This is a genomic window from Neorickettsia findlayensis (assembly GCF_009856525.1).
Lineage (GTDB): Bacteria > Pseudomonadota > Alphaproteobacteria > Rickettsiales > Anaplasmataceae > Neorickettsia > Neorickettsia findlayensis.
On the sequence record NZ_CP047224.1, the window covers coordinates 172,349 to 192,832 of the forward strand.

Consider the following 20,484-nt stretch of genomic DNA (forward strand, 5'->3'; position numbering starts at 1 on the left):
GATGTGTGCCTGATTCACCAAAGTTACACTTCTTGTTTCTGGGTTAAAAAGTGTTATAGGTTACTATAGATTTTAGCAGGTTTCTTCATAGAATTGTACTTGATGTTTCGTTCCACCGGTGTTTTTTATCTCAGGTTTATAGGGAAATTTACTTTTCCGTTTGTTTACTTTTTGCTTTTCTTGGTTCCTGCGTTCGCCGTGCCAAGAATTGGGATTTTCTCTACGGACTTGTACGTTTACGAGCGCGAAGCCCTTGGAGTAGAAAAATTTTTTAAACTTCCAGAAGCTCTCGGGCGTGAGTTCGAAGTTGTGATGGTGGACTATAACTTGATCCATTCTGATTACCTGAAGAAGAATAAAGAAGTTCCATTGGAAGAGGTGCTTGAGAACAGACTGGAAATGCAGGGAGTAAAACACCTAATCCTACCAGGTGATGTGTACAATGTGCATATGTCTCCCTTACATCCGACCTCTACAAAGGGTCACATGTATAAAGCTTTGCTTGGACTTGTAAAAAAAAGTAAGGTTTCCATCCTTGGGATTTGTGGAGGTATGCAGCAATTCTTTAATGCTGATGGTATTCGCATACTGAATCTATCGCAAATGGATATTGCAGAACTTCATAAGAAAGAAAAGGATCCGAGAGTGAGCGGTCCTACAGGCCCATATCCGGATAGGTTGATCAGAAAAGTTATGGTCAATCCTGCGAGCAAAGTAGCTGAGGTTATTTCACATGTACCTCTTGAGGTCACAGCGAATGGTTGGTTGATACTTTATATCCCAGAGCTACACTCAGAGGGCGTTGCGCTCAATAAGGACAATCTCAAGCTCCTAAGAGAGTCCGGTTACAATGTGGTTGGCTTTGCCGAAGATGGTGTTGTTGAAATTGTGGAAGATCAGTACGGAAATTTTTATTTTCAGCCCCATATAGAGAGTTTCTTGCTTGAATTTACGCCAGAAGAGATACATGAGCTGCCGGAGAAATTATTGAGAAGTGTCGATGCAGCGAGGTATTTGTTTCTCCATTTTATTGAGTCATAGACTCCTTGTATGTGCCGTGTTTGTCTCTAAAGTTGAACGAAGCATCAGTTTCTTCTGAAGAAATTTCGTTTATACCCTGGTTTGTGTGTGCAATTATTTAAACGCATTTTTCGAATGTTACTATCGTTTCCATTGATTTCCGTATTTAGATGCACCTGAATGTCGTGCTTCCGCTCCCATTGGATAGTGGGTTTCTGTACTCTTCTGGACATTTTGATGCGTATGTAGGGAATCTTGTTAAAGTTGATTTCCGTGGGAGAAAAATAACAGGGCTTGTCACATCCGTAGTACCGGAGAATGATCACGAGTACGTTCTAAAGGAAATCTTGGCTGTAGAACAGATACCGCCTTTTTCATCTGAGTATGTACAATTTCTCTCTTGGGTTGCATGTTACAATTTCACCAAGGTTGGTTTGGTACTACGTTCTGCACTGATTAGGGATATTCCTGATAGTGCTGTATACGTTATGACTAGCCATGATGTTAAAAGATCTAATTTAACCCCAGCAATGTGCCGTGTGCTTGAATTATTTGGAGGAAATCAACATATTACTTCGGATATATTGGACGCAGCAAAGGTTCAAAAGAAAACAGTGCAGAAACTTATCGATGTTGGTGCAATAGAGCGTGTTCATGCATCAATTAGTGAGGTAAAGGCTGTGTCTGAGGAGCTAAAAAAACTTGAGTTCAAGCTTTCGGATGAGCAGAGTGCTGCTAGAAACAAAATCTGTATGGATGGGTTTACTGTATACCTTTTGGACGGTGTTACAGGTTCGGGTAAGACATTAGTGTATCTTTCAGCTGTACTTGAGCTTCTACAGGGGGATGCAGAAGCTCAAGTTATAATGCTTTTTTCCGAGATAGCTCTTGCTTCTTACGTTTTTGAGCGAGTCAAGAAAAGTTTTCTCGGGATGATTGAAATTATAGAATGGCATTCGGAACTCTCTCCTGCACTTAGGAGAAAGAACTGGCACAAAGTTGTGACAAATAAAGCCAGATTGGTTATCGGAGCAAGGTCAGCAGTCTTACTTCCAATGCCAAATTTACGAATGATTGTTGTGGACGAAGAACATGATCAATCATTCAAACAGGATCAAGGAGATTTCACATATAATGCAAGGGATCTAGCCATAACGAGAGGTAAGCTATTCGATATTCCAGTAATTTTGTCGTCAGCCACACCATCTTTGGAAAGCTATTATAATGTGCAAAAAAAAGGGTTTGTCCATCTTAAATTGGAGCACAGATTTGGCGGAGCTCAGCTTCCAGATGTGAAGGTGGTGGATATGCGCAAAGCCCAAAAAGTGAGTCAGCATATCTCTCATGAGTTGTATGAAGAATTGAACTCTACTTTCGATGCTGGTATGCAGAGCCTTTTGTTTCTCAACAAACGAGGCTATGCGTCGATAATAATATGTTCGAGTTGTGGTCATAGAATGAAGTGTCCAGACTGTGTTGCATGGTTAGTTGAGCATAAACAAAACAACACACTTTTGTGTCACTTGTGTGGTTTCAAACGTCCCATGATAACGAAGTGCGAGAAATGTTCATCGGACACAATAATACCATTTGGTCCTGGGGTGGAAAAAATTGCGGAGGAAATCGGTGAACTTTTTCCAAGTAAAAGAGTAGTGATCATGAGTAGTGATACCAAGCTTACCGAGAACATCAGAAAAATAGAAAAGGGTGATGTCGATGTAGTGATTGGTACACAGATCATTGCTAAGGGTTATGATTTTCCTAGGCTCACTCTTTTGGCGATCATTGACAGCGATGTTTCCATGCATGCAGGTGATTTACGCAACTCGGAAAAGAGTTTTCAGATATTGCAACAAGCTATCGGACGGGTCGGAAGGAGAAAAATATATCCTGGTAAAGTAGTGATGCAGAGTTATTCACCAGATAGTGTCGTAATAGAGGCTTTAAAAAATAACGATAGACAAACTTTCTACGAAGAGGAGCTCAAAATGAGGCGCACTGAGGAAATGCCTCCTTTTAGTAGGCTCATCAGTATTATTATTTCTGGATTGATGGAAAGGGAAGTCATCATGTGTGCCAGGAAAATAGCGAAGGCTATTATTTCGGTTAGAGAAATAAATATTTTCGGGCCTTGTCCCGCTGCAATAGGGGTGAAAAAAAATCAATTTAGGTATAGAATACTCGTTGTTGTTCCTAAAAAATTTTCTTCTCGTACTATTTTAACAAACTTGCTTACCCAATTTACCGCTGAAAAAAAAGTAGGAGTACAAGTTGATGTGGATCCCCTGTGTTTTTTGTGAGTTCTAGATAGTAAAATACTTTACATGAACTATAGAATTCACTACCCTGATGGACCCTGTTCTTGTGTAATGATGTTTTTACTTTTAGTGCAGCTGGTTATTTTCTTTGCTTTGTACTTAGTTGTAGTATTTTTCTTTTTGGGATTCTTGTGCGTGCTTTTGTAGCAAATTTTTATCTTCTTTTTTATCTTGGATTGTAAATATGAAAACTCCATCTGAACTTAAAAGTGGCGTTAAAGATGTATCTCCTTTCTTATTAAGTGATATCGATAAGAGGCTGAGCGAGTGTTTTGCTACCTATATGAAACTTAATAAGGCGCGCGATTCTCTTCTTAAGCAAAATGAGGGTGAACACGGATACATATCTGAGGATAATATGCCTCTCCTGGTGGATGCTATAGAGAGAGAGCTTGGCACAGTTGTGGCGAGCTATATGAGGCTTAAGAAGCTGCAGAGAGCTTTTGTTCTTATAGAATTGGCAGCGCTATGTGTATTCACGGGTGGTAGCTTGAGTATTTTTGTAGCGTTACTGCGGCCTAAGTTGCTGATGAGCAGCACACTGGAGAAAACAGTGGAGACACTTTTTCTGTGTGGTACTGCTGCTTTTTTTGTAATTTTTCTTTTAAGGCGTCTTGCTCTGCCTAAGGTGCGTGCAAACATAGGGGCTCGCATCACTTTCTGTGAAGAAATGCTTGTTCCAAGCAAGAAACGGTTATCCAATATTGTCTGCACAATAAAAGACGATTGCAAACCTTCTCAACCTGCTAAGCCCGCTAGAATAGCTACTTATCTTCGGTTTTTTACTTTGCTTGGTGGTTTAATACTTGAGGTTCTTCTTGTCGTCGATCTGTTTCACGATTTCGGGCTGAAAAAAGCACATAAAGACTTTGTCCTCACGGTAGATGACATATTGGAGCTCATGTTTACGTTTATTGGATTGTTATGCACCTCACTATATCTCTACTCATACTACTCACAGCAGCGGAATAAGAGTGCGGGTAAAGCAGATTGTACACCAACAGAAAACAAGCCGTTTCTGCAAAGGACTCCAAATACGCTGTGGGTATTCTTTGGTATTGGAATCTTGTCCCTTGGGAATAGAGTCCTTAGAGGCTTGGAGGGTACTGGCGTTGTGGCGATTTCCATACAGGAGGGCGTACTACGTGTCGGTCTTTTATTTGCTGTGTTGTTATGTCTACTTGATATATATTTGACATGCAGAACACAGGAGGATCTCATTACTTCCGACCTTGCTGATGTGAGTGTGAGTGCCCGTGTTGTGCCTGTAATGATGGATATCGTTCCATAAAAGGATCACAATTTTACTCCTAGGATAGAAAGGAGCTCAATAACCATTTTTTGTCCTAGGATGATCACTAAGGCTGAGATAAAGAGTCCTGCGAATGATGTTACTACCCCTAGTATACTAATTATTCCATCCCTGTTTAATACCCCGAGCGACATTAGTACGATTCCCCCTGCCGGGATGAAATTTGTCAATGGTAACGGAATTGCGATCGAGATGGCACACATAAGAGAAATAACACCGTAAATCCTCTCACCAAAAGCGTTGTTCAAAATAGGGAATCTAGGACGCGTGAATTTCTCCACTTTGCGCAGTATTGGCACCGTTTTCTCGATTAAGAAAGCAAGACTTTTGCGCTTCATTGATTTTTCCCCAAGAAATTTTGGTAACCACGGAGAATCGCATCCAAGAATGATCTGCACAGAAAAAAACAATATAGGGATTGAGAGAACAGTTGTGTAGCCGGGTGGCACAGGCAAGGGTATCGAAAGCGGTAGCGAAAAAAGAAGAAGCAGTAGCGCGAACCCACGCTCATGCAGGGCGTGCTTTATTTCAAATAGTGTAATAGAGTCTGTTACACCATGTACGACAACTGATTCCAACACATCGGAGGTGTTTTGGTCCTTATCCATTTGTAAAAACCTTGGAACCGCCCTTTCTTTTTTTAAGGGCAGTTTTCATGTTGAAAACACATACGTGATCATGTCCATGACGCAATGTGAAAAGCGGTGCAACCTCTTGCACCACCAGATATTTGCCCGAAATATGGTAATTCACTAAAGCCTCGTACCCCTGCGAATCCACTCGAAAAACAGCCGGTAGATTTGCATTTACGCTTGGGAACTGCATATAAGTAAAGCGTCCATCATCAAAAACTTTGATTGGCTTTATTGCATCATATCCAGAAAGTTTATAGTCGAAATTTAGATATGCTTTTTTGCCGATATCAAGCCCGGTACTTTCCACGTTTCCGTTTTGCATGCTTGTGATACCAGCGTTTTGTATGCTGACAGCATTTGAAGGATACCGGAAACGCACTTCGTATGCCAGTTCTGGGTCACGTACATCACGCGCTTCCTTAGCGGTAAAAATGAAATGATAAACCCGCTTACTTGTAAGAATCGTGACGTTCGTTGTTGCGTTGTCTTCGACGGGTTTAAGGAAAAGTCTGTTGCCCTGAGCGTCAAGTTGCCAACCAGTTGAGTCACCCATAGAGATAGTGCTTATCACCTCTCCCTCCTCGAAAACTATGCTGGATTGGTAGCCAAAGAATCCGGTGTACGTGTGAATGCCATTTGGATTGTAAACAATCTCTTTTATATGCGGAGTAGAAGCCAACGAGTGGGCCCTTTGATCAGCAAGTGCTGGCAAACACAGCACGAGATGTAGCATGAGCAAGGTGGCAAAACTATATGATCTCTTCATAACCGCTTACTATTAACTCTAATGGTGTGATGTCTCTATGCGCCAAAATAACATCTGTTGTCCTGAAAGCAATCTTTACCATCTTTTCTTCGTTCTTACCATCTCCATAGGACCTTACCTTTGCTATTGCTACTTTTCCACTGGTTTTAGTATCTTTATGAATCTGTATGTCAATTATTTCGATACGTCTGTTTATCGCACTGGCAATCCTGGATCTAGACTGAAGGAATTTCTCATAAATCATATGAGAGGAATTTAGTTGTATAAACTTGTCTTGCTCTCCTGTTTCTTTTTCCCATACTTCTATGTACTTTGAGAGCAAATATTGATCTATGACCGTCTGCAAGTCATTGTTTTTTTTGTATAAGTCGTACAGCCTAATAGCTCTTATATTATCCGTGTCTATGCTATCTGTGTAACGAAGAAAGTTAGTTGTTGTTTTTAGTGGTAACATAGAGTACATGTTTAGTCCCATCACACAGAGCGTGGAAAAAAGGAGCGCTAGAAACATAAGCAACCAAACACGTTCCACGAAGATGTAGTAGTTCTTTGTGCAGTGCCACGAAAGTCCTTCCTCGTGATACTTGCCTCCTTCAACAAGAGCTTCCTTTAAATCTCGTTCGTGCATGAGAAGTTTTAATTTATCGAATTCGATAATATAACCTATACTGAGCGTATATGATAATAGGGTTAACTGGCAAAAGTTCGTGTGAGAGATATGACTGAGAAACAACCAGAAAAACACAAAAAAGTAGGGGAAAAGGAAAGTGCTGATTCAAAGAAGGATATTCAAGAGAGCCTTTTGAAAGTTGGTTTTATTTCTAAGGAAGAGTTCAACAATGAAAGGGAACAATGGAAGAAGAAACTAGCATACGCCCTTGCCGAGCAGGAGAATATCAAAAAGAGTGCTCAAAAGGAAATAGAGAAGGTGCGAGATTTTGCCATTTTAGATCTTGTCAAAGAGATTCTAGTGAGCGTTGAGAGTCTTGAGAAGGCAGTGGCTCATATGCTTGAGCATAATGTTGAAGGGCCCGTATTTGAAGGTTCAAAGCTTACTCTTGACGCGATTTTTTCTGCTCTAAAGAAAAATGGCATAGAGAAGATCGAGGCCAAAGGGGCTCGGTTTGACCACGATCTGCACCAGGCAGTAAGTACGGTCAAGGCTGCAGATTTGCCTAACAACACGGTTTTTGAGGTTCTACAGGATGGCTATACAATCAAAGGACGCCTTCTGCGTCCAGCAGTTGTTGTAGTAGTAGATAATTTAGAATAAAATCCGTTACTTAAAAGGTAAATAGTTAAATAATACGATCTATGGTAGAGGATAAGACTGTTCTGTCTGGGATACAGCCAACTGGGTATGTTCAGCTTGGAAACTTGCTTGGTGCCGTAGACGTCTGGGTAGAAATACAGTCTCGGTATAAAAGGAAGTTTTTTTTCATGGCTGATCTACATTCCCTCGATGGGGGAACACTAGGTCTGGCGGACGCTTCCGTAGAGATGGCTTGTACTTATATAGCGTGCGGTATAGATCCAAACGATTGTTGTATATTTGTGCAGTCCCATATTCCTCAGCATGCAGAGCTCTGTTGGTTGCTTGGTTGCATCACTCCTATGGGCCTACTCAACAGGATGACCCAGTTTAAGGATAAGTCGAACAGAGCAGGTGTTACGCCGATGCTTTCTTTATATGCATATCCGGTCCTAATGGTGGCTGATATACTCCTATACAATGCGGAAGTTGTGCCGGTGGGTGATGATCAAACCCAACACGTTGAATTGGCAAGGGATGTGGTGCTACGTTTTAATCAACGGTATGGTGAGTACTTCAAGTTACCTACGATTCTCAAAAAGAAGGAAGCCACTAGGATAATGAGCCTCACGGATCCAACAAAAAAAATGAGCAAATCTGATCCTTCGGATTTTTCTAGAATCAATTTGTCCGATCCAAAAGAGTTGATTGAAAAGAAGATATTATCTGCTAAGACAGACTCAATATTGGGCTTCTCCCATGAAGGATTGCAAAAGAGACCTGAGGCATCTAACTTGCTCAATATAGCAGCTTGCCTTAGTGGCAAAAAAGTGGAGCAACTCTGCAACGAGGTAAGTAATTTTTCCGCACTAAAATCTATGCTGATCGATCTTATTCTTGCAAAGCTTCTGCCAATACAGGAGAAAAGGAAGAATCTTGAGAGGGATGCAGTAAAAAGGATGCTTGCTGATTCTGCTGAGGCGATGAGAGAGATAGCTCGTGCAAACCTGACACGCATAAAACAGCTTATGCAGCTCATTTGATCACGTATAGTTTCGATTTGTTGCTGTGAGAAGGAATAGATGTTACTATTCTTTCCGAGGTTTTGAAGATGCCTAAGTTAAAGACTAATTCCAGCGCTAAGAAGCGATTTAAGGTGACTTCCACCGGAAAGGTCATGGTGACGCAGTCTGGTAAGCGTCATAACATGCGTAAGAGAAATAAGAGGATGCTTCTTGTTCAGAAGGGATATACCCTCATCAGTAAGAGCAAGATGCGTCTGATGAAGAGTGTGATGCCTTACAGTTTTTAGTTGGAGGAACAAAATGGCACGTGTAAAGAGGGGTGTACAGGTTAGGCAGCGTCACAAGAAGGTGATTAAGCAAGCTAAGGGTTTTCATGGGAGGTCGAAGAACTGCTATAGAATAGCTCTCCGCAGACTAGAGAAGTCCTGGCAATATGCGTACCGTGACAGAAAGGTTAGAAAGCGCGATTTTCGCAGTTTATGGATTCAAAGAATCAATGCGGCTGTGAGGTCGTTTGGCTTGGTTTATTCTGTCTTCATGAAGGGTTTGAAAGCCGCTGGGGTCGATATGAATAGAAAGGTACTTTCAGAGCTTGCAATAAGCCAGCCTAGTGCTTTTGGTGAGATAGTGGAAAAAGCTAAGGCTGCGCTGTGACTGTCGATTCTGGGGAAGTCAGAGACCGCTTTTACTCACGTCTTGGCTCTGTGTTTTCTGTTGAAGAGCTTAATAGGCTTCGGTTTGAGTACTTGTCTAACAAGGGTGGCCTAGTTAGAAATGCTCTGGCTACCCTCATCCAGCAGGGTACGCGGTCAGAACAGCTGGGTGAATGGACTAGCCTATTGAAGGAATTCAACTTGGCGCTAGCGCGTAGACTAGAGTTTATACGTGAAAAGGAATCAAATGAAAAACTTGCTTCTGAAGCAGTGGACGTGTCCTGTCCTGCCAGGCCTTTTAGGGTGGGATTGAAGCACCCTCTTATCAGAGTTATTGAGGACACTAGAAGGATTCTTACCTCTCTTGGATTGGAATATGTAGAAGGTCCGGAAGTGGAAGATGAATATCATGTGTTCGATGCTTTAAATACACCTGCACATCACCCATCACGGCAAATGCAGGATAGCTTCTATCTCTTTGAGGCAGATAAGCTTTTACGTACGCATACGTCTTCTGTACAGATTCGGATAATGGAGGAACGCGAGCCTCCTTTCTATATTTTCTCGCTGGGCAAAGTCTATCGAAACGATTGGGATGCTACACATACTCCTATGTTCCATCAGGTGGAGGTTCTATGTGTCGACGTGGATATAAATATGTCCCATATGCGGTATTGTGTTAGTTTCTTTCTAGACAATCTCTTTGGATGTGCCAAAATGAGGATGAGGCCAAGTTATTTTCCTTTTACTGAGCCCTCTGCTGAGATCGATATAAGAAGTCGAGATGGTAAATGGCTCGAGGTGATGGGATGTGGCATGGTGCACCCAAATGTTTTGCGTAATGTTGGTGTGTCACCTGATAAATATAGAGGTTTTGCATTTGGTGCTGGGTTGGAAAGGCTGGCGGTACTGAATTATGATATTCATGACTTGCGGAGCCTTTATTCAAATGATTTGAGGTGGAAAGTAAGCTGATCGTGGTGTTTTTGCTGTAAAATAAATTTTAGCTTGGATGAAGGTTTCCATAGGTGCTGATCATGCAGGATTCGCGCTTAAAGCGGTTTTAATAGACTTCTTTAGTGCACGGGGCTACTTTTCGGTGGATAGAGGTGCGTACTGTTCAGCTGTTTCTGATTATCCTGATTTTGCTAAATCTGTTTCCTTAGATGTGTTGGGTGGAAGGGCAGACTTTGGCATTTTGATATGCGGTTCTGGTATCGGGATGAGTATAACTGCTAACAGGTACAAAAAAATTCGGGCTGCCCTGTGTTACGATGTGCAAGCAGCAAAGATGGCTAGGGAACATAATGACGCAAATGTCTTATGTCTTGCGGGAAGAGCTTTAAATGTGTCAAAGTGTCTTGAGATAGTTGAGGCATTTGTAAATAGTAAATTTAGTTGTGAAGAGCGTCACAAAAAAAGGATAGAAAAAATTGATGAGGAAGGGGAATAGTGTTTTTTAAATCTAAAATCTCTGAAATTGATCCAACTGTTGCTAGGATTATTGATGGTGAAGTGAATAGGCAGCGTAAAAATCTGCAGTTGATTGCTTCCGAAAACTTTGCAAGTGCTGCGGTCCTGGAAGCGCAGGGATCCGTATTCACGAATAAATATGCGGAAGGTTATCCAGGTAAACGCTACTATTGTGGATGTGAATATGCAGATCATGTTGAGCGTCTTGCAATAGAGAGGGTCTGTAAGTTATTTGGGTGTTCTTATGCTAATGTTCAACCACACTCTGGTTCTCAGGCAAATCAGGCCGTATTTTTGGCACTTCTAAAGCCTGGTGACACGGTTCTTGGTTTTTCTCTTGCGTCAGGAGGTCACCTTACTCATGGTGCAGGTGTGAATCTTTCTGGTAAATGGTTTAATGCAGTTCACTATGATGTAAGAAGGGATAATTTCGAGATAGACATGGATGAGGTCCGTGATCTAGCAAAAAAACATTCTCCAAGAATGATCATTGCAGGTGCATCAGCATACTCGAGATATATAGATTTTAAGAGCTTTCGCGAAATAGCGGATGAGGTTGGGGCTTATCTACTGGGTGACTTGGCACATTATGCTGGTTTGATAGCTGCAGGTGAGTATCCGTCTCCCTTCCCCTATGTGGATGTTATGACGTCTACAACCCATAAAACTTTACGTGGTCCACGTGGTGCAATCATTCTTACAAATAGTGAGGAACTCATAAGGAAAATAAATTCTGCCATATTCCCAGGGTTGCAGGGTGGTCCTCAGATGCACGCAATAGCTGCTAGAGCTGTTGCTTTTGGTGAAGCTCTTACTACGGAGTTTAGAGACTACATTAGTGCTGTAGTGAGGAATGCGAAGACTCTTTCAAACGTTTTAAGAGATAGAGGTTTTGATGTTCTCTCTGGTGGTACTGATACTCATATCGTTATGATTGACTTGAGGAAACTTAATCTTAAGGGTAATGTGAGTGCCTCAAAACTTGAAAGTGCTGGAATAATCTGCAACAAGAATGCTATTCCGTTTGATGAGGAGAAGCCATTTGTGACGTCTGGTCTGCGATTTGGTAGCCCAGCTGAAACCACACGTGGAATGCGTGAATCCGAATTCACGCATATTGGAGGGTTGATTGCTGACTTACTTGAGGAAAAAATCAGCACGGATAGTGCGGCTGAAATAGTCTCGGACCTCACAAGCAAGTTCAACTTTTACAACGTGTAAGAGTGGTTAGTCTCATTCACCACGGTGCTTGATGAATTCCACAAGATCGAAGAGGGCTTTGCAGGCTAGAGGACAGAGAGATTTGATATTTATAGGTTCTTTTGCATTTATGTCGCAAAGCGCGTCTAGGTATGTCTTCTCTTCTGGGTTTGTAGGTGTGGTTGTAGGGTCTGCGGATGCACCTTCAGTTACGTTAGTAGAAAGCATTGAGTCGAATAAGTAATTTCCAGAATCGATTAAATCAGTAAATTCAGGCATAAAAACTATATATTTTCAAACTAAATCAATCGTACAAGGTGAGTGTTAAGAAGATATAAACAACTTAGAGTTGAATAACTTTATACACTCGTTTTCCGACTGTAAAATCTATAAGTGTATGTTGTTCGTATATGTTGTTGGATAAGACCTTCTATATACTATCACCAGATAGGCAAATTACTGCTCTTGAATATGCTGATCTAGCAAGACTTTTTCAAGATTTTTTCGCATATGTGTATGCATTCCAGCTACGAATCAAGGATAAGAGTTTATTGGAAAAAGAGATACCACGTTTGAGTAGCCTTTGTTGTGAGTATAAAATTCCCTTGATAATAAACGATTTTATTGATTTGGCACTAAGGTTTGAGACAGACGGTGTTCATGTAGGTGCAGGGGACAATACCTTAGAGCAGTGTCGGTATCTCCTACCAAAAGGAAAAATCGTAGGTGTAAGTTGTTATGACGACATTGAGCGGGCAAAAAAGAATCTCTTAGCTGATTATGTGTCTTTCGGATGTTTCTTCGAGAGTCAGACAAAACACAATCCCCCAGCTAAAGCGAGTTTGGCAACACTTGCCAAGTGGAAAAATGTAATTTCCGAAGTTCCTTGTGTGTGTATTGGCGGGATCAACAAAAAGAACTTTGTACAACTTCTGAGAAATGGTGCCAATATCGTTGCTTTTTCAGATTACTTATGGAGAGGAGAATCCCCCTATGAGAAATTTGCAGCACTTGTGGAAACAGGCAAGTATTATGAAAGGTCACTATATGGATGAAAATTGTAGTTTAATCATAATCGGTGCTGAGAGCAGTGAAAGTGTTGCATCCTTTGCATGGAGCTACACGAGAATACCCTGTTTAAATCATTTACCCCTTCCTACTTAGTTGCTTTTATAAGACTGTTGTACAAACTTTCCCGATATTAGGCTACAATCACAGAGAGCTTTCAATAAAGGATGCAGGAGAAGAAGTCTACTATACTTGTAATAGGTGCTGGTCCGATAGTAATAGGACAGGCGTGTGAATTTGATTACTCTGGTACGCAGGCGTGTAGGATCCTGAGGAAACGGGGGTACAAAGTGGTCCTAATAAATCCCAACCCGGCGACTATAATGACAGATCCCGATACAGCTGACGTCGTGTACATAGAGCCAATCAACATTGAGATAATAGAGAGCATAATTGCTAAGGAAAAACCTGATAAGTTGTTGCCGACTGTTGGAGGTCAGACAGCTCTCAATATAGCAATTGAGTTGTTCGATAGTGGGATACTTTCTAAGTACGGCGTTGAATTAATAGGGGCCTCTAAACGTGTAATCGAAAATGCAGAGAAAAGAAGTGTCTTTAATCAGATCATGGGCGAGATTGGTTTACAAGTCCCGAAGAATACTGTGGTTACCCATGTAAATGAAATAGAAAAGGCTTTTGAATTTATCGGTATTCCCGCAATAATAAGACCATCTTTTACTCTTGGTGGACTGGGTGGAGGTGTTGCAACCACAAAGTTTGACTTTTTTACAATTATTAATAACGGTCTTAAATTTTCACCGGTTAGTGAGGTGCAAGTCGATGAGTCAGTCTTAGGATGGCAGGAGTTTGAGCTTGAGGTTGTTCGTGATTCTGTTGGTAATTCGATTGTTGTCTGTTCAATAGAAAACACCGACCCAATGGGTGTTCATACTGGTGACAGTGTAACAGTCTCACCTATTTTAACACTCAGAGACGAAGAATATCAGGAGATGAGGGACGCAGCCTTTAAGGTTTTGGATTACATAGGTGTTACCACCGGTGGTGCAAATGTGCAGTTTGCTTTGAATCCGGAGAATGGCGAATTACGTGTAATCGAGATGAATCCAAGGGTTTCACGGTCATCGGCGCTTGCCTCAAAGGCAACTGGGTATCCAATTGCAAAGGTTGCGGCGCAACTGGCTACTGGGTTTACTCTACCAGAAGTTTATAATGATGCAGTTCCAACAATTCCTGCGTCTTTTGAGCCAGCAATGGACTACGTGGTTGTCAAAATACCTCGCTTCAATTTTGAGAAGTTTTTCCATGCTGAAGAGAGGCTTTCCAGTTCCATGAAATCTGTAGGGACTACAATGGCAATTGGGAGATGCTTTCAGGAAGCTTTGCAAAAGGCTTTCAGTTCTTTGGAGCAAGGTCTTGATGGTCTCAATACTGTCCTTGGTTCGAGTGTTTCTCGTGAGGTTATTAATAGAAAGCTATGCTCCCTTATACCGAATAAAATTCTTATTATTGCAGATGCCATTAGAGCTGGTTTTGATATCAAAGAGATTGCTCATTTGAGCAAATATAATGAGTGGTTTCTTTTGCAAATTGGCGAGCTAGTAAATTTAGAAAACGAAATTAAAAGCGTTGACTTTTCCCCGAATAGGCTTCTGGTTTGGAAGAAGAAAGGATTCTCAGATTCTAGGATAGCGTCTCTGAAGGGTTGCGATGAAGCTTTTGTAAGAAATATCAGGAAGAGGATGGGCATAAATCCTGTATTTAAACGTGTAGATACCTGTGCTGCAGAATTTGAAAGCAATATAAACTATCTCTATTCCACTTATGAGGGTGATACCGTCACTCAACCTGAATGCGAAGCCTATCCTTCAGATAAACAGAAAGTAATTGTTCTAGGTAGTGGGCCAAACAGAATTGGACAGGGGATAGAATTTGATTATACATGTGTACATGCGGTTTCTGCGATAAAGGAACTCGGCTATGAAGCAATAATGGTAAATTGTAATCCGGAAACGGTCTCAACGGATTATGATATTTCAGATAAACTTTATTTCAGTCCGATGAATGTTGAATCGGTTCTGGATATTGTAGAAAAGGAGTCTGAGAAAGGAGAGCTACTTGGTGTGGTGCTGCAGTGTGGTGGACAGACCCCACTTAAACTTGCAAAAGCGATGAGTGAGAATGATGTCAAAATAATCGGAACAAGTTTTGCGTCAATCAATGCTGCTGAGGATAGGAAAAGTTTCAATACCCTGGTGGCAGAATTAGAAATGCTTCAGCCAGAAAATGCGATTGTCTTCGAACGAGAAGAAATAGCCGAAAATGTGAAAAAATTTGGTTTTCCATTGATAGTGCGACCTTCCTACGTACTTGGCGGTGAATCAATGCAGATTATCTATGATGATGCGATGCTTGAGAATTATTTGGAAAGGCATCCGCAGCTCTTCAACGGTTCTTCGTTATTATTAGATAGGTTTCTAGTAAATGCTCTGGAGCTTGATGTCGACGCAATTTCCGATGGTGAGGATGTATACATTGCCGGTATAATGGAGCATATAGAGGAAGCAGGTGTGCATTCTGGTGATTCTGCCTTTGTTTTTCCTCCTCAAAAGTTATCCGAAGAAATACTCGAGAGAATTAAGAGTTGTACCAGAAAGGTAGCGATTGCACTCAATGTAGTAGGATTTCTAAATATTCAGTTCGCAATCAGTGGAAGTGATGTATACGTGTTAGAGGTAAATCCGCGTTCGAGTCGAACCGTGCCGTTTGTTGCCAAAGCACTTGGGGTACCAATTGCTAAGATCGCAACTAAAGTCATGCTTGGTATGAGGCTCAGGGATTTCCAGTTGAAGAGATACGAAGACTATTTGCAACATGTTTTTGTTAAACAACCTGTTTTCTCGTTTGAGAAGTTTCCAGAATCTGATGTTCTTTTAGGGCCAGAAATGAAGTCAACAGGTGAAGTAATGGGTGTCGGTGATGATTTCGATACCGCCTTTGCAAAGGTTTGTATGGCCAGTATGAGGAAACTTCCGACATCAGGGAAGGTATTTTTCTCCATCAGAGACGAAGATAAGCTTAAGTCTGTTGAGGTTGCAAAGATATTATCAGAATTGCAGTTTACAATTCTTGCGACAAATGGCAGTGCTGCCTTTCTCAAGAAGCATAATATTGATGCAGTGACTGTGAACAAGGTAAAAGAGGGTTCTCCACACGTTGTAGATATGATAATGAACAGTGAGATCAGTTTGGTGATAAATACCTCTTCCCACGTATTAGAGTCGGTGAAAGACAGCATGAGTATCAGATCTAGCTCTATTATTAATCAGATACCATGTTGTACCAATATTCATTCTGCTCTGGCTTTGGTAAGGGGTATAAAGAAAATTGTTAAGTGTAAGCTGCCAGTTTATCAGCTCTCCCATGTGCAAAACTGATGTTTTGAAGTCACGCTCCGATACACTTTTGTAGGTCGTTGCTTCTTTAGTTCGGGGTTGATTGAGTTACGTTATTCCTCGGCTACTTGGTTTGTTCTATGACATTCGTTTTGGCCTTGTTTCTTGTCTGCAATGTTTGTTTCTATGTACAGCTTGTGTTACAATGTGCCGCGCCTGCCTGTTTTTGGAATGTGGGCTTGTAGCTCAGCTGGTTAGAGTACACGCCTGATAAGCGTGAGGTCGGAAGTTCAAGTCTTCTCAAGCCCACCGATTTGTATGTTGGATTTCGAAAAATTTGTTCCTGTTATTGTAGCAGCTCTTCATGGTGCTGATGGGGGAGAGCTGTTTGTTGAGTACTCTCTTTCGGAGATTCTAAGGTTCCAGGATGGTGTACTTGCTGAGAGTAGTTATGCCGATTCCTCTGGATTTGGTCTCCGTGCGTTTTATGGTGATAAGGTGCTTTATACACACTCATCACGCTTGAGCGATGCTAGTATTTTTGAGGCTAGTGATTTTATTCGGAAAAATCGTCCGACAGATAGCGCAGCTATGACAGCAGCGGGAATGCACGAGATTGCATATGAGGATTCTCTTTATAAGGTTGAAGTCCAAGATGATTCCTTCTCGTTTGATAGCAAGGTCGCTTTTTTGCGTCGTGTTTACGACTATGCCTTGTCAAAAAGTGAAAACATAGCGAGTGCCTCTGTAACGCTTATGAGGTTTGTCCGGAGAATTGGGATTATTAAAAACACTGGAGAAACTGTAACTGATGAGCAGCCGATGGTGCGTTTAGGGTTTTCGGTTGTGTTGAAGGACGAGAAGGGTGAAGCTCAAGGGGGTACTTCAGGCAAAGGTGGGAGATTCGGGTTTTCTGGGTTGATGAAAGACTGGCACGTAGTTGTTGATCGTGCATTTCACAAGGCTGAGGTTGCTTTGCGGGCTGTACCTTGCCCTTCTGGTGAAATGACAGTGGTTTTGGGGAGCGGATGGCCGGGTGTATTGTTACACGAAGCTATAGGTCATGGACTGGAGGCTGATTTTAATCGTAAAGGGGTTTCCGCTTTTTCTGGTCTGATTGGTAAGAGAGTTGCTTCTGATGTTGTTAGTGTCGTTGATAACGGTAGGATCAATGAAGCCAGGGGTTCCATTAATGTTGATGATGAAGGTACACGATCTTCGCACAATGTTCTAATAAAGGATGGAATCCTTAAGGGCTATATGTTTGATCTCATGAACGCTAAGTTGATGGGTAAACAGTCTACTGGTAATGGGCGTCGCGAGAGCTATATGAACATTCCGCTGCCACGTATGACAAATACGTACATGTTGCCGGGTGATAAAACTCCGGATGAAATAATAAAAAGTGTTAAAAACGGTATTTATGCTGTCGATTTTTCAGGTGGTCAGGTTGATATAACGTCTGGAAAATTTGTATTTTCAGCATCTGAAGCGTACTTAATAGAGAATGGTGAGGTCACAGTACCCGTTAAAGAGGTTACGCTTATTGGCGATGGTCCGACGATCTTGAAAAGAATTTCAGCTGTTGGAAATGATCTCAAACTTGACGATGGGATAGGTACTTGCGGTAAAGATGGGCAGTCGATGCCTGTGTGTGTTGGCCAGCCAACTATTTGTGTGGATAAAATTACCGTTGGTGGGACCGCTTAAGTTCCCGCTTATCCTATCTTCTAAGCTTTTCTTATTACATCCCCTCATGTTACAATCCGTGGTCTTCGGTATGTTTGGGGGACTGTATGGACGCTGCAGTTATAGGCTTACAGTGGGGTGATGAAGGTAAGGGTAAAATTGTAGATTATCTTGCTAGTGACTTCGACAGTGTTGTCCGTTTTAATGGCGGCAATAATGCTGGGCATACAGTCATTGTAGGTGAGAGAACCTATAAACTTAGAGTCTTACCATCGGGCATTTTGAGGGAGGATGTTATTTCCGTTATTGGCAATGGAGTTGTTCTTGATCCACAAGGTCTACTAGAGGAAATTCATCTACTGAAACAGGAAGGTGTCAAGATACATCCAGGTAAGCTGTTGATTGCGGATAACTGTCATCTTGTTCTTCCAATACATAAAGAGTTGGATGTTCTGTTCGAGGAGAAACAGAAACTAGGAACCACTAAATGTGGTATTGGTCCGTGTTATCAGGATAAAGTTGCTAGGCGAGGTATACGCTTATGTGATTTGCGATCCGAAGGGCAATTAAGAAAGACTTTGGCAGCGCTTTCATACTATCATAACGTCGTACGTAAAGGGGCTGGACTGCAGGAGATTTGTCAAGAGAGTCTCTTTTCTTCGCTCTTTGCAATGAGGGATAAGCTACTCTGTTATGCAGTTTCTCCATGTGAATTGAGGGATATTTTATCTGGTAAAAGTAAACTTTATGAAGGAGCCCAAGGGATGCTACTCGACATAGATCATGGTACGTATCCATTTGTAACGTCAGGCTCTTCGGGATTGGGTCAGGTGATGAACGGTGCTGCGCTTGGATGTGTGAATAGAGTTATAGGGGTTATGAAGGGCTATGTTACCCGAGTTGGAGAGGGTGTTTTTCCGACTGAACAAGATAATGCATTTGGTAGCGAGTTACAGAAACTGGGAAAAGAAGTTGGTACAGTAAGCGGAAGAATCAGAAGATGTGGTTGGTGTGACCTTCCCTTAGTGAGGTATGTCAATGCTGTCGCAGGAGTAACAGAAATTGTTATAACAAAACTTGATGTTTTAGACTCTTTTAATGAAATCTTTTTATGTTGTGCTTACAAAGGTAAAAAAGGTAAGTTGATTGAAATTTGTAGCCCTAGTAAACTTTGCTATAGTGAGTACAAAGCGCAGTACATAGTAATGAAAGGCTGGAGGTCGTCAACTGTCGGGGTTGCTTCTTTTTGCGATCTTCCTGATGAAGCAAAAAGTTTTGTGGAGACAATTGAAAAATGTCTTGATCTTCCAGTTACTATGGTTTCTAATGGCCCTGAGAGGACCCAAGTTCTCCATAGGTAATACGGAAATCAAATGTCGTTATTCGTATGGCAAGAGAGTTAGTAGGGATTACTTTGTGAGTGTCCTATAGGGTAGAGATTGCGGTCTTATGTTCAGTGTTTCAACTATAAGAAAGATTGTTGGCGCTATTGTACCGTCCAGGATGATAACAACTTTTTTTTGGATTGGATATCTTCCTGAGTGGCAAAGCCATTGGACCGCTTTTTTTTCGATACCGTTAGCTTTGTTGGTTTTGTACTTTACTGTTGGGTTTTCCGTGCCTGCAGTGCTTGCAGCTCAGGTTTTGCTTATCTTCTCTCTGGTTCTGTTGTTTTTGGGGTTGATTGGTATATATCTCTTCCAAAAGACTGTGTTTTCTGAGAGCAGGTATGAAATCACAATACACGTTGCATTCGGGCAGTGTCTTATGCTTGCGCTTTCTATCCCTGCAGTTATCAAGACTTTGACTCAGATTTTTCTGTTTAATTCCTTCATATGTGCTCACTTCTTGAATTGCGCAGAGTGGTTTTTGAGGTGTTCAACTTACTTTATAACGACGTTGGTTCCATATTTTGTTTTCAGGTTAATAGACATAGTGAAGCCTTGGCCGTCGTATTGGATCGAAAGAGACTACAACAATGCTTTTAGCAATATGATTGAAGGCTTTTGCAACGCCATATATGCTTCTGCCTTGTTTTACGCACTCAATTTCATACTATTTAACCTCTTGCTTGTTGATGTCGTTGAGTTCTATAGACAGGTCTTTTCGGGGGTCTTTCTTAACAGAGGGATTCCCTGGGTGTACTTGTAATTGATAAATGAAAAGAAGAGAGGTGCACCTCCGTGGTGTGTGTTTTACAGGTGGTTCTCACGCACATTACCTAGGAGGTGGGAGAGTGTACTCTTTTAATACTTCTTCCTCATGAAGGCTTATACTTTTCAAGTAGCGCTTTTACAGCCTCTTGAGGTTTGTTGCCTAGCATTCTTGCCAGTTCGTTGTCCGGTGATATATTCTCTGTGAAAATTCCCACAGTCGGAACCGCTCTTACGTTCCATATCTGGCTTGGGCTCTTGCCTTCACTACTGGTGACATCCATCCTATAAAATCTTATGTCTTGGTTCTCTTGTGCGAGTTGTTCGTACGCGGGTGTGAAATTGTTACATGCTTTACATGTTGGGAGGTAAAACTCCACTACGCCGAGCTGCCCCTCTTCGAGTGTCACCCGGTCTGTTGCGCTTAATTCTGTAATGAGGTCCATATCATCTGTCTTGCAAAGTCATTATTAATTATTTAACAGAATAAATAATTTTATATTAACATAGCTGCAGGATATGTCAGAAGCACTATTTTGTATGGTTGTAGTAATATCATTACGATCC

General features: G+C 41.6%; 20 protein-coding genes and 1 tRNA gene. 16 read left to right on the plus strand and 5 right to left on the minus strand.

Annotation, left to right across the window (positions count from 1 at the left end; translation table 11 throughout):
- The first annotated feature begins 102 nt into the window (after nt 1-102).
- From GP480_RS00775 to GP480_RS00785, 3 genes are all read left to right on the plus strand, one after another.
- Nucleotides 103-1,041: a gamma-glutamyl-gamma-aminobutyrate hydrolase family protein gene (locus GP480_RS00775; RefSeq protein WP_160094980.1), complete on the plus strand. Its 939-nt coding sequence runs from the start codon at nt 103-105 to the stop codon at nt 1,039-1,041.
- Nucleotides 1,042-1,190: 149 nt separating this feature from the next.
- Complete coding sequence (gene priA / locus GP480_RS00780) at nt 1,191-3,320, plus strand: replication restart helicase PriA (protein WP_160094982.1); 2,130 nt, start codon at nt 1,191-1,193, stop codon at nt 3,318-3,320.
- Nucleotides 3,321-3,522: 202 nt separating this feature from the next.
- The gene (locus GP480_RS00785) at nt 3,523-4,629 is read left to right on the plus strand and encodes a hypothetical protein (RefSeq protein WP_160094984.1); all 1,107 of its coding nucleotides are present in this window, start codon (nt 3,523-3,525) and stop codon (nt 4,627-4,629) included.
- 5 nt (nt 4,630-4,634) lie between these two features.
- On the opposite strand, the gene GP480_RS00790 is transcribed toward GP480_RS00785, so the two are convergent.
- Genes GP480_RS00790 through GP480_RS00800 form a run of 3 tightly spaced genes read right to left on the minus strand, consistent with a single transcriptional unit; the run spans nt 4,635 to nt 6,679 of the window.
- Nucleotides 4,635-5,258, minus strand: a complete 624-nt coding sequence (locus GP480_RS00790) for an exopolysaccharide biosynthesis protein (protein ID WP_160094986.1) — start codon at nt 5,256-5,258, stop codon at nt 4,635-4,637.
- On the minus strand, nt 5,251-6,051 hold the full coding sequence (locus GP480_RS00795) for a TrbG/VirB9 family P-type conjugative transfer protein (RefSeq protein ID WP_160094988.1): 801 nt from the start codon (nt 6,049-6,051) through the stop codon (nt 5,251-5,253). The genes GP480_RS00790 and GP480_RS00795 overlap by 8 nt, the downstream gene beginning before the upstream one ends.
- Nucleotides 6,035-6,679 (minus strand): VirB8 family type IV secretion system protein, encoded by a 645-nt coding sequence (locus GP480_RS00800; protein WP_160094990.1) that lies wholly within the window; start codon nt 6,677-6,679, stop codon nt 6,035-6,037. The genes GP480_RS00795 and GP480_RS00800 overlap by 17 nt, the downstream gene beginning before the upstream one ends.
- A 90-nt stretch (nt 6,680-6,769) precedes the next feature.
- Between GP480_RS00800 and GP480_RS00805 the strand changes: the two genes are divergently transcribed.
- The 7 genes from GP480_RS00805 (at nt 6,770) to glyA (ending at nt 11,675) form a co-directional block, all read left to right on the plus strand.
- On the plus strand, nt 6,770-7,324 hold the full coding sequence (locus tag GP480_RS00805) for a nucleotide exchange factor GrpE (protein WP_160094992.1): 555 nt from the start codon (nt 6,770-6,772) through the stop codon (nt 7,322-7,324).
- 41 nt (nt 7,325-7,365) lie between these two features.
- Nucleotides 7,366-8,346: a tryptophan--tRNA ligase gene (trpS, locus tag GP480_RS00810; RefSeq protein WP_160094994.1), complete on the plus strand. Its 981-nt coding sequence runs from the start codon at nt 7,366-7,368 to the stop codon at nt 8,344-8,346.
- A 68-nt stretch (nt 8,347-8,414) separates the two neighbouring features.
- A complete protein-coding gene (locus GP480_RS00815; RefSeq protein WP_160094996.1) occupies nt 8,415-8,615 on the plus strand; it encodes a large ribosomal subunit protein bL35 in 201 nt (66 codons plus the stop codon).
- 13 nt (nt 8,616-8,628) lie between these two features.
- Complete coding sequence (gene rplT, locus GP480_RS00820; RefSeq protein WP_067978778.1) at nt 8,629-8,982, plus strand: 50S ribosomal protein L20; 354 nt, start codon at nt 8,629-8,631, stop codon at nt 8,980-8,982.
- Nucleotides 8,979-9,956 carry a phenylalanine--tRNA ligase subunit alpha gene (pheS, locus tag GP480_RS00825; protein WP_160094998.1) on the plus strand — a complete coding sequence of 326 codons (978 nt, stop codon included), beginning with the start codon at nt 8,979-8,981 and terminating at the stop codon, nt 9,954-9,956. Before rplT ends, pheS begins: the two co-directional genes overlap by 4 nt.
- Nucleotides 9,957-9,993: 37 nt before the next feature.
- Nucleotides 9,994-10,434 (plus strand): ribose 5-phosphate isomerase B, encoded by a 441-nt coding sequence (rpiB, locus tag GP480_RS00830; RefSeq protein ID WP_160095000.1) that lies wholly within the window; start codon nt 9,994-9,996, stop codon nt 10,432-10,434.
- Nucleotides 10,434-11,675 carry a serine hydroxymethyltransferase gene (glyA, locus tag GP480_RS00835; protein WP_272898934.1) on the plus strand — a complete coding sequence of 414 codons (1,242 nt, stop codon included), beginning with the start codon at nt 10,434-10,436 and terminating at the stop codon, nt 11,673-11,675. The genes rpiB and glyA overlap by 1 nt, the downstream gene beginning before the upstream one ends.
- A 12-nt stretch (nt 11,676-11,687) precedes the next feature.
- On the opposite strand, the gene GP480_RS00840 is transcribed toward glyA, so the two are convergent.
- Nucleotides 11,688-11,933 (minus strand): hypothetical protein, encoded by a 246-nt coding sequence (locus tag GP480_RS00840; RefSeq protein WP_160095002.1) that lies wholly within the window; start codon nt 11,931-11,933, stop codon nt 11,688-11,690.
- A 131-nt stretch (nt 11,934-12,064) separates the two neighbouring features.
- Between GP480_RS00840 and GP480_RS00845 the strand changes: the two genes are divergently transcribed.
- The 6 genes from GP480_RS00845 to GP480_RS00870 all read left to right on the plus strand — a co-directional run bounded on the left by GP480_RS00845 (nt 12,065) and on the right by GP480_RS00870 (nt 19,915).
- Nucleotides 12,065-12,709: a thiamine phosphate synthase gene (locus GP480_RS00845; RefSeq protein WP_160095004.1), complete on the plus strand. Its 645-nt coding sequence runs from the start codon at nt 12,065-12,067 to the stop codon at nt 12,707-12,709.
- A gap of 180 nt (nt 12,710-12,889) precedes the next feature.
- A complete protein-coding gene (gene carB, locus GP480_RS00850) occupies nt 12,890-16,117 on the plus strand; it encodes a carbamoyl-phosphate synthase large subunit (protein ID WP_160095006.1) in 3,228 nt (1,075 codons plus the stop codon).
- Nucleotides 16,118-16,310: 193 nt separating this feature from the next.
- Nucleotides 16,311-16,384, plus strand: a tRNA-Ile gene (locus GP480_RS00855).
- Nucleotides 16,385-16,393: 9 nt separating this feature from the next.
- Nucleotides 16,394-17,785: a TldD/PmbA family protein gene (locus GP480_RS00860; protein WP_160095008.1), complete on the plus strand. Its 1,392-nt coding sequence runs from the start codon at nt 16,394-16,396 to the stop codon at nt 17,783-17,785.
- Between the two features lie 86 nt (nt 17,786-17,871).
- Nucleotides 17,872-19,125, plus strand: coding sequence for an adenylosuccinate synthase (locus GP480_RS00865; protein WP_160095010.1), 1,254 nt, complete (start codon nt 17,872-17,874; stop codon nt 19,123-19,125).
- An 88-nt stretch (nt 19,126-19,213) separates the two neighbouring features.
- Nucleotides 19,214-19,915, plus strand: a complete 702-nt coding sequence (locus GP480_RS00870) for a phosphatidylglycerophosphatase A (RefSeq protein ID WP_160095012.1) — start codon at nt 19,214-19,216, stop codon at nt 19,913-19,915.
- Between the two features lie 109 nt (nt 19,916-20,024).
- On the opposite strand, the gene GP480_RS00875 is transcribed toward GP480_RS00870, so the two are convergent.
- Nucleotides 20,025-20,363, minus strand: coding sequence for a thioredoxin family protein (locus GP480_RS00875; protein WP_160095014.1), 339 nt, complete (start codon nt 20,361-20,363; stop codon nt 20,025-20,027).
- Between the last annotated feature and the right edge of the window lie 121 nt (nt 20,364-20,484).

Excerpts from the sequence above, each read along its gene's own strand:
- GP480_RS00775 (WP_160094980.1), top strand. The coding sequence starts at position 103 with ATGTTTCGTTCCACCGGTGTTTTTTATCTCAGGTTTATAGGGAAATTT.
- priA (WP_160094982.1), top strand. The coding sequence starts at position 1,191 with ATGCACCTGAATGTCGTGCTTCCGCTCCCATTGGATAGTGGGTTTCTG.
- GP480_RS00785 (WP_160094984.1), top strand. The coding sequence starts at position 3,523 with ATGAAAACTCCATCTGAACTTAAAAGTGGCGTTAAAGATGTATCTCCT.
- GP480_RS00790 (WP_160094986.1), bottom strand. The coding sequence starts at position 5,258 with ATGGATAAGGACCAAAACACCTCCGATGTGTTGGAATCAGTTGTCGTA.
- GP480_RS00795 (WP_160094988.1), bottom strand. The coding sequence starts at position 6,051 with ATGAAGAGATCATATAGTTTTGCCACCTTGCTCATGCTACATCTCGTG.
- GP480_RS00800 (WP_160094990.1), bottom strand. The coding sequence starts at position 6,679 with ATGCACGAACGAGATTTAAAGGAAGCTCTTGTTGAAGGAGGCAAGTAT.
- GP480_RS00805 (WP_160094992.1), top strand. The coding sequence starts at position 6,770 with ATGACTGAGAAACAACCAGAAAAACACAAAAAAGTAGGGGAAAAGGAA.
- trpS (WP_160094994.1), top strand. The coding sequence starts at position 7,366 with ATGGTAGAGGATAAGACTGTTCTGTCTGGGATACAGCCAACTGGGTAT.
- GP480_RS00815 (WP_160094996.1), top strand. The coding sequence starts at position 8,415 with ATGCCTAAGTTAAAGACTAATTCCAGCGCTAAGAAGCGATTTAAGGTG.
- rplT (WP_067978778.1), top strand. The coding sequence starts at position 8,629 with ATGGCACGTGTAAAGAGGGGTGTACAGGTTAGGCAGCGTCACAAGAAG.
- rpiB (WP_160095000.1), top strand. The coding sequence starts at position 9,994 with ATGAAGGTTTCCATAGGTGCTGATCATGCAGGATTCGCGCTTAAAGCG.
- GP480_RS00840 (WP_160095002.1), bottom strand. The coding sequence starts at position 11,933 with ATGCCTGAATTTACTGATTTAATCGATTCTGGAAATTACTTATTCGAC.
- GP480_RS00845 (WP_160095004.1), top strand. The coding sequence starts at position 12,065 with ATGTTGTTGGATAAGACCTTCTATATACTATCACCAGATAGGCAAATT.
- carB (WP_160095006.1), top strand. The coding sequence starts at position 12,890 with ATGCAGGAGAAGAAGTCTACTATACTTGTAATAGGTGCTGGTCCGATA.
- GP480_RS00860 (WP_160095008.1), top strand. The coding sequence starts at position 16,394 with ATGTTGGATTTCGAAAAATTTGTTCCTGTTATTGTAGCAGCTCTTCAT.
- GP480_RS00865 (WP_160095010.1), top strand. The coding sequence starts at position 17,872 with ATGGACGCTGCAGTTATAGGCTTACAGTGGGGTGATGAAGGTAAGGGT.
- GP480_RS00870 (WP_160095012.1), top strand. The coding sequence starts at position 19,214 with ATGTTCAGTGTTTCAACTATAAGAAAGATTGTTGGCGCTATTGTACCG.
- GP480_RS00875 (WP_160095014.1), bottom strand. The coding sequence starts at position 20,363 with ATGGACCTCATTACAGAATTAAGCGCAACAGACCGGGTGACACTCGAA.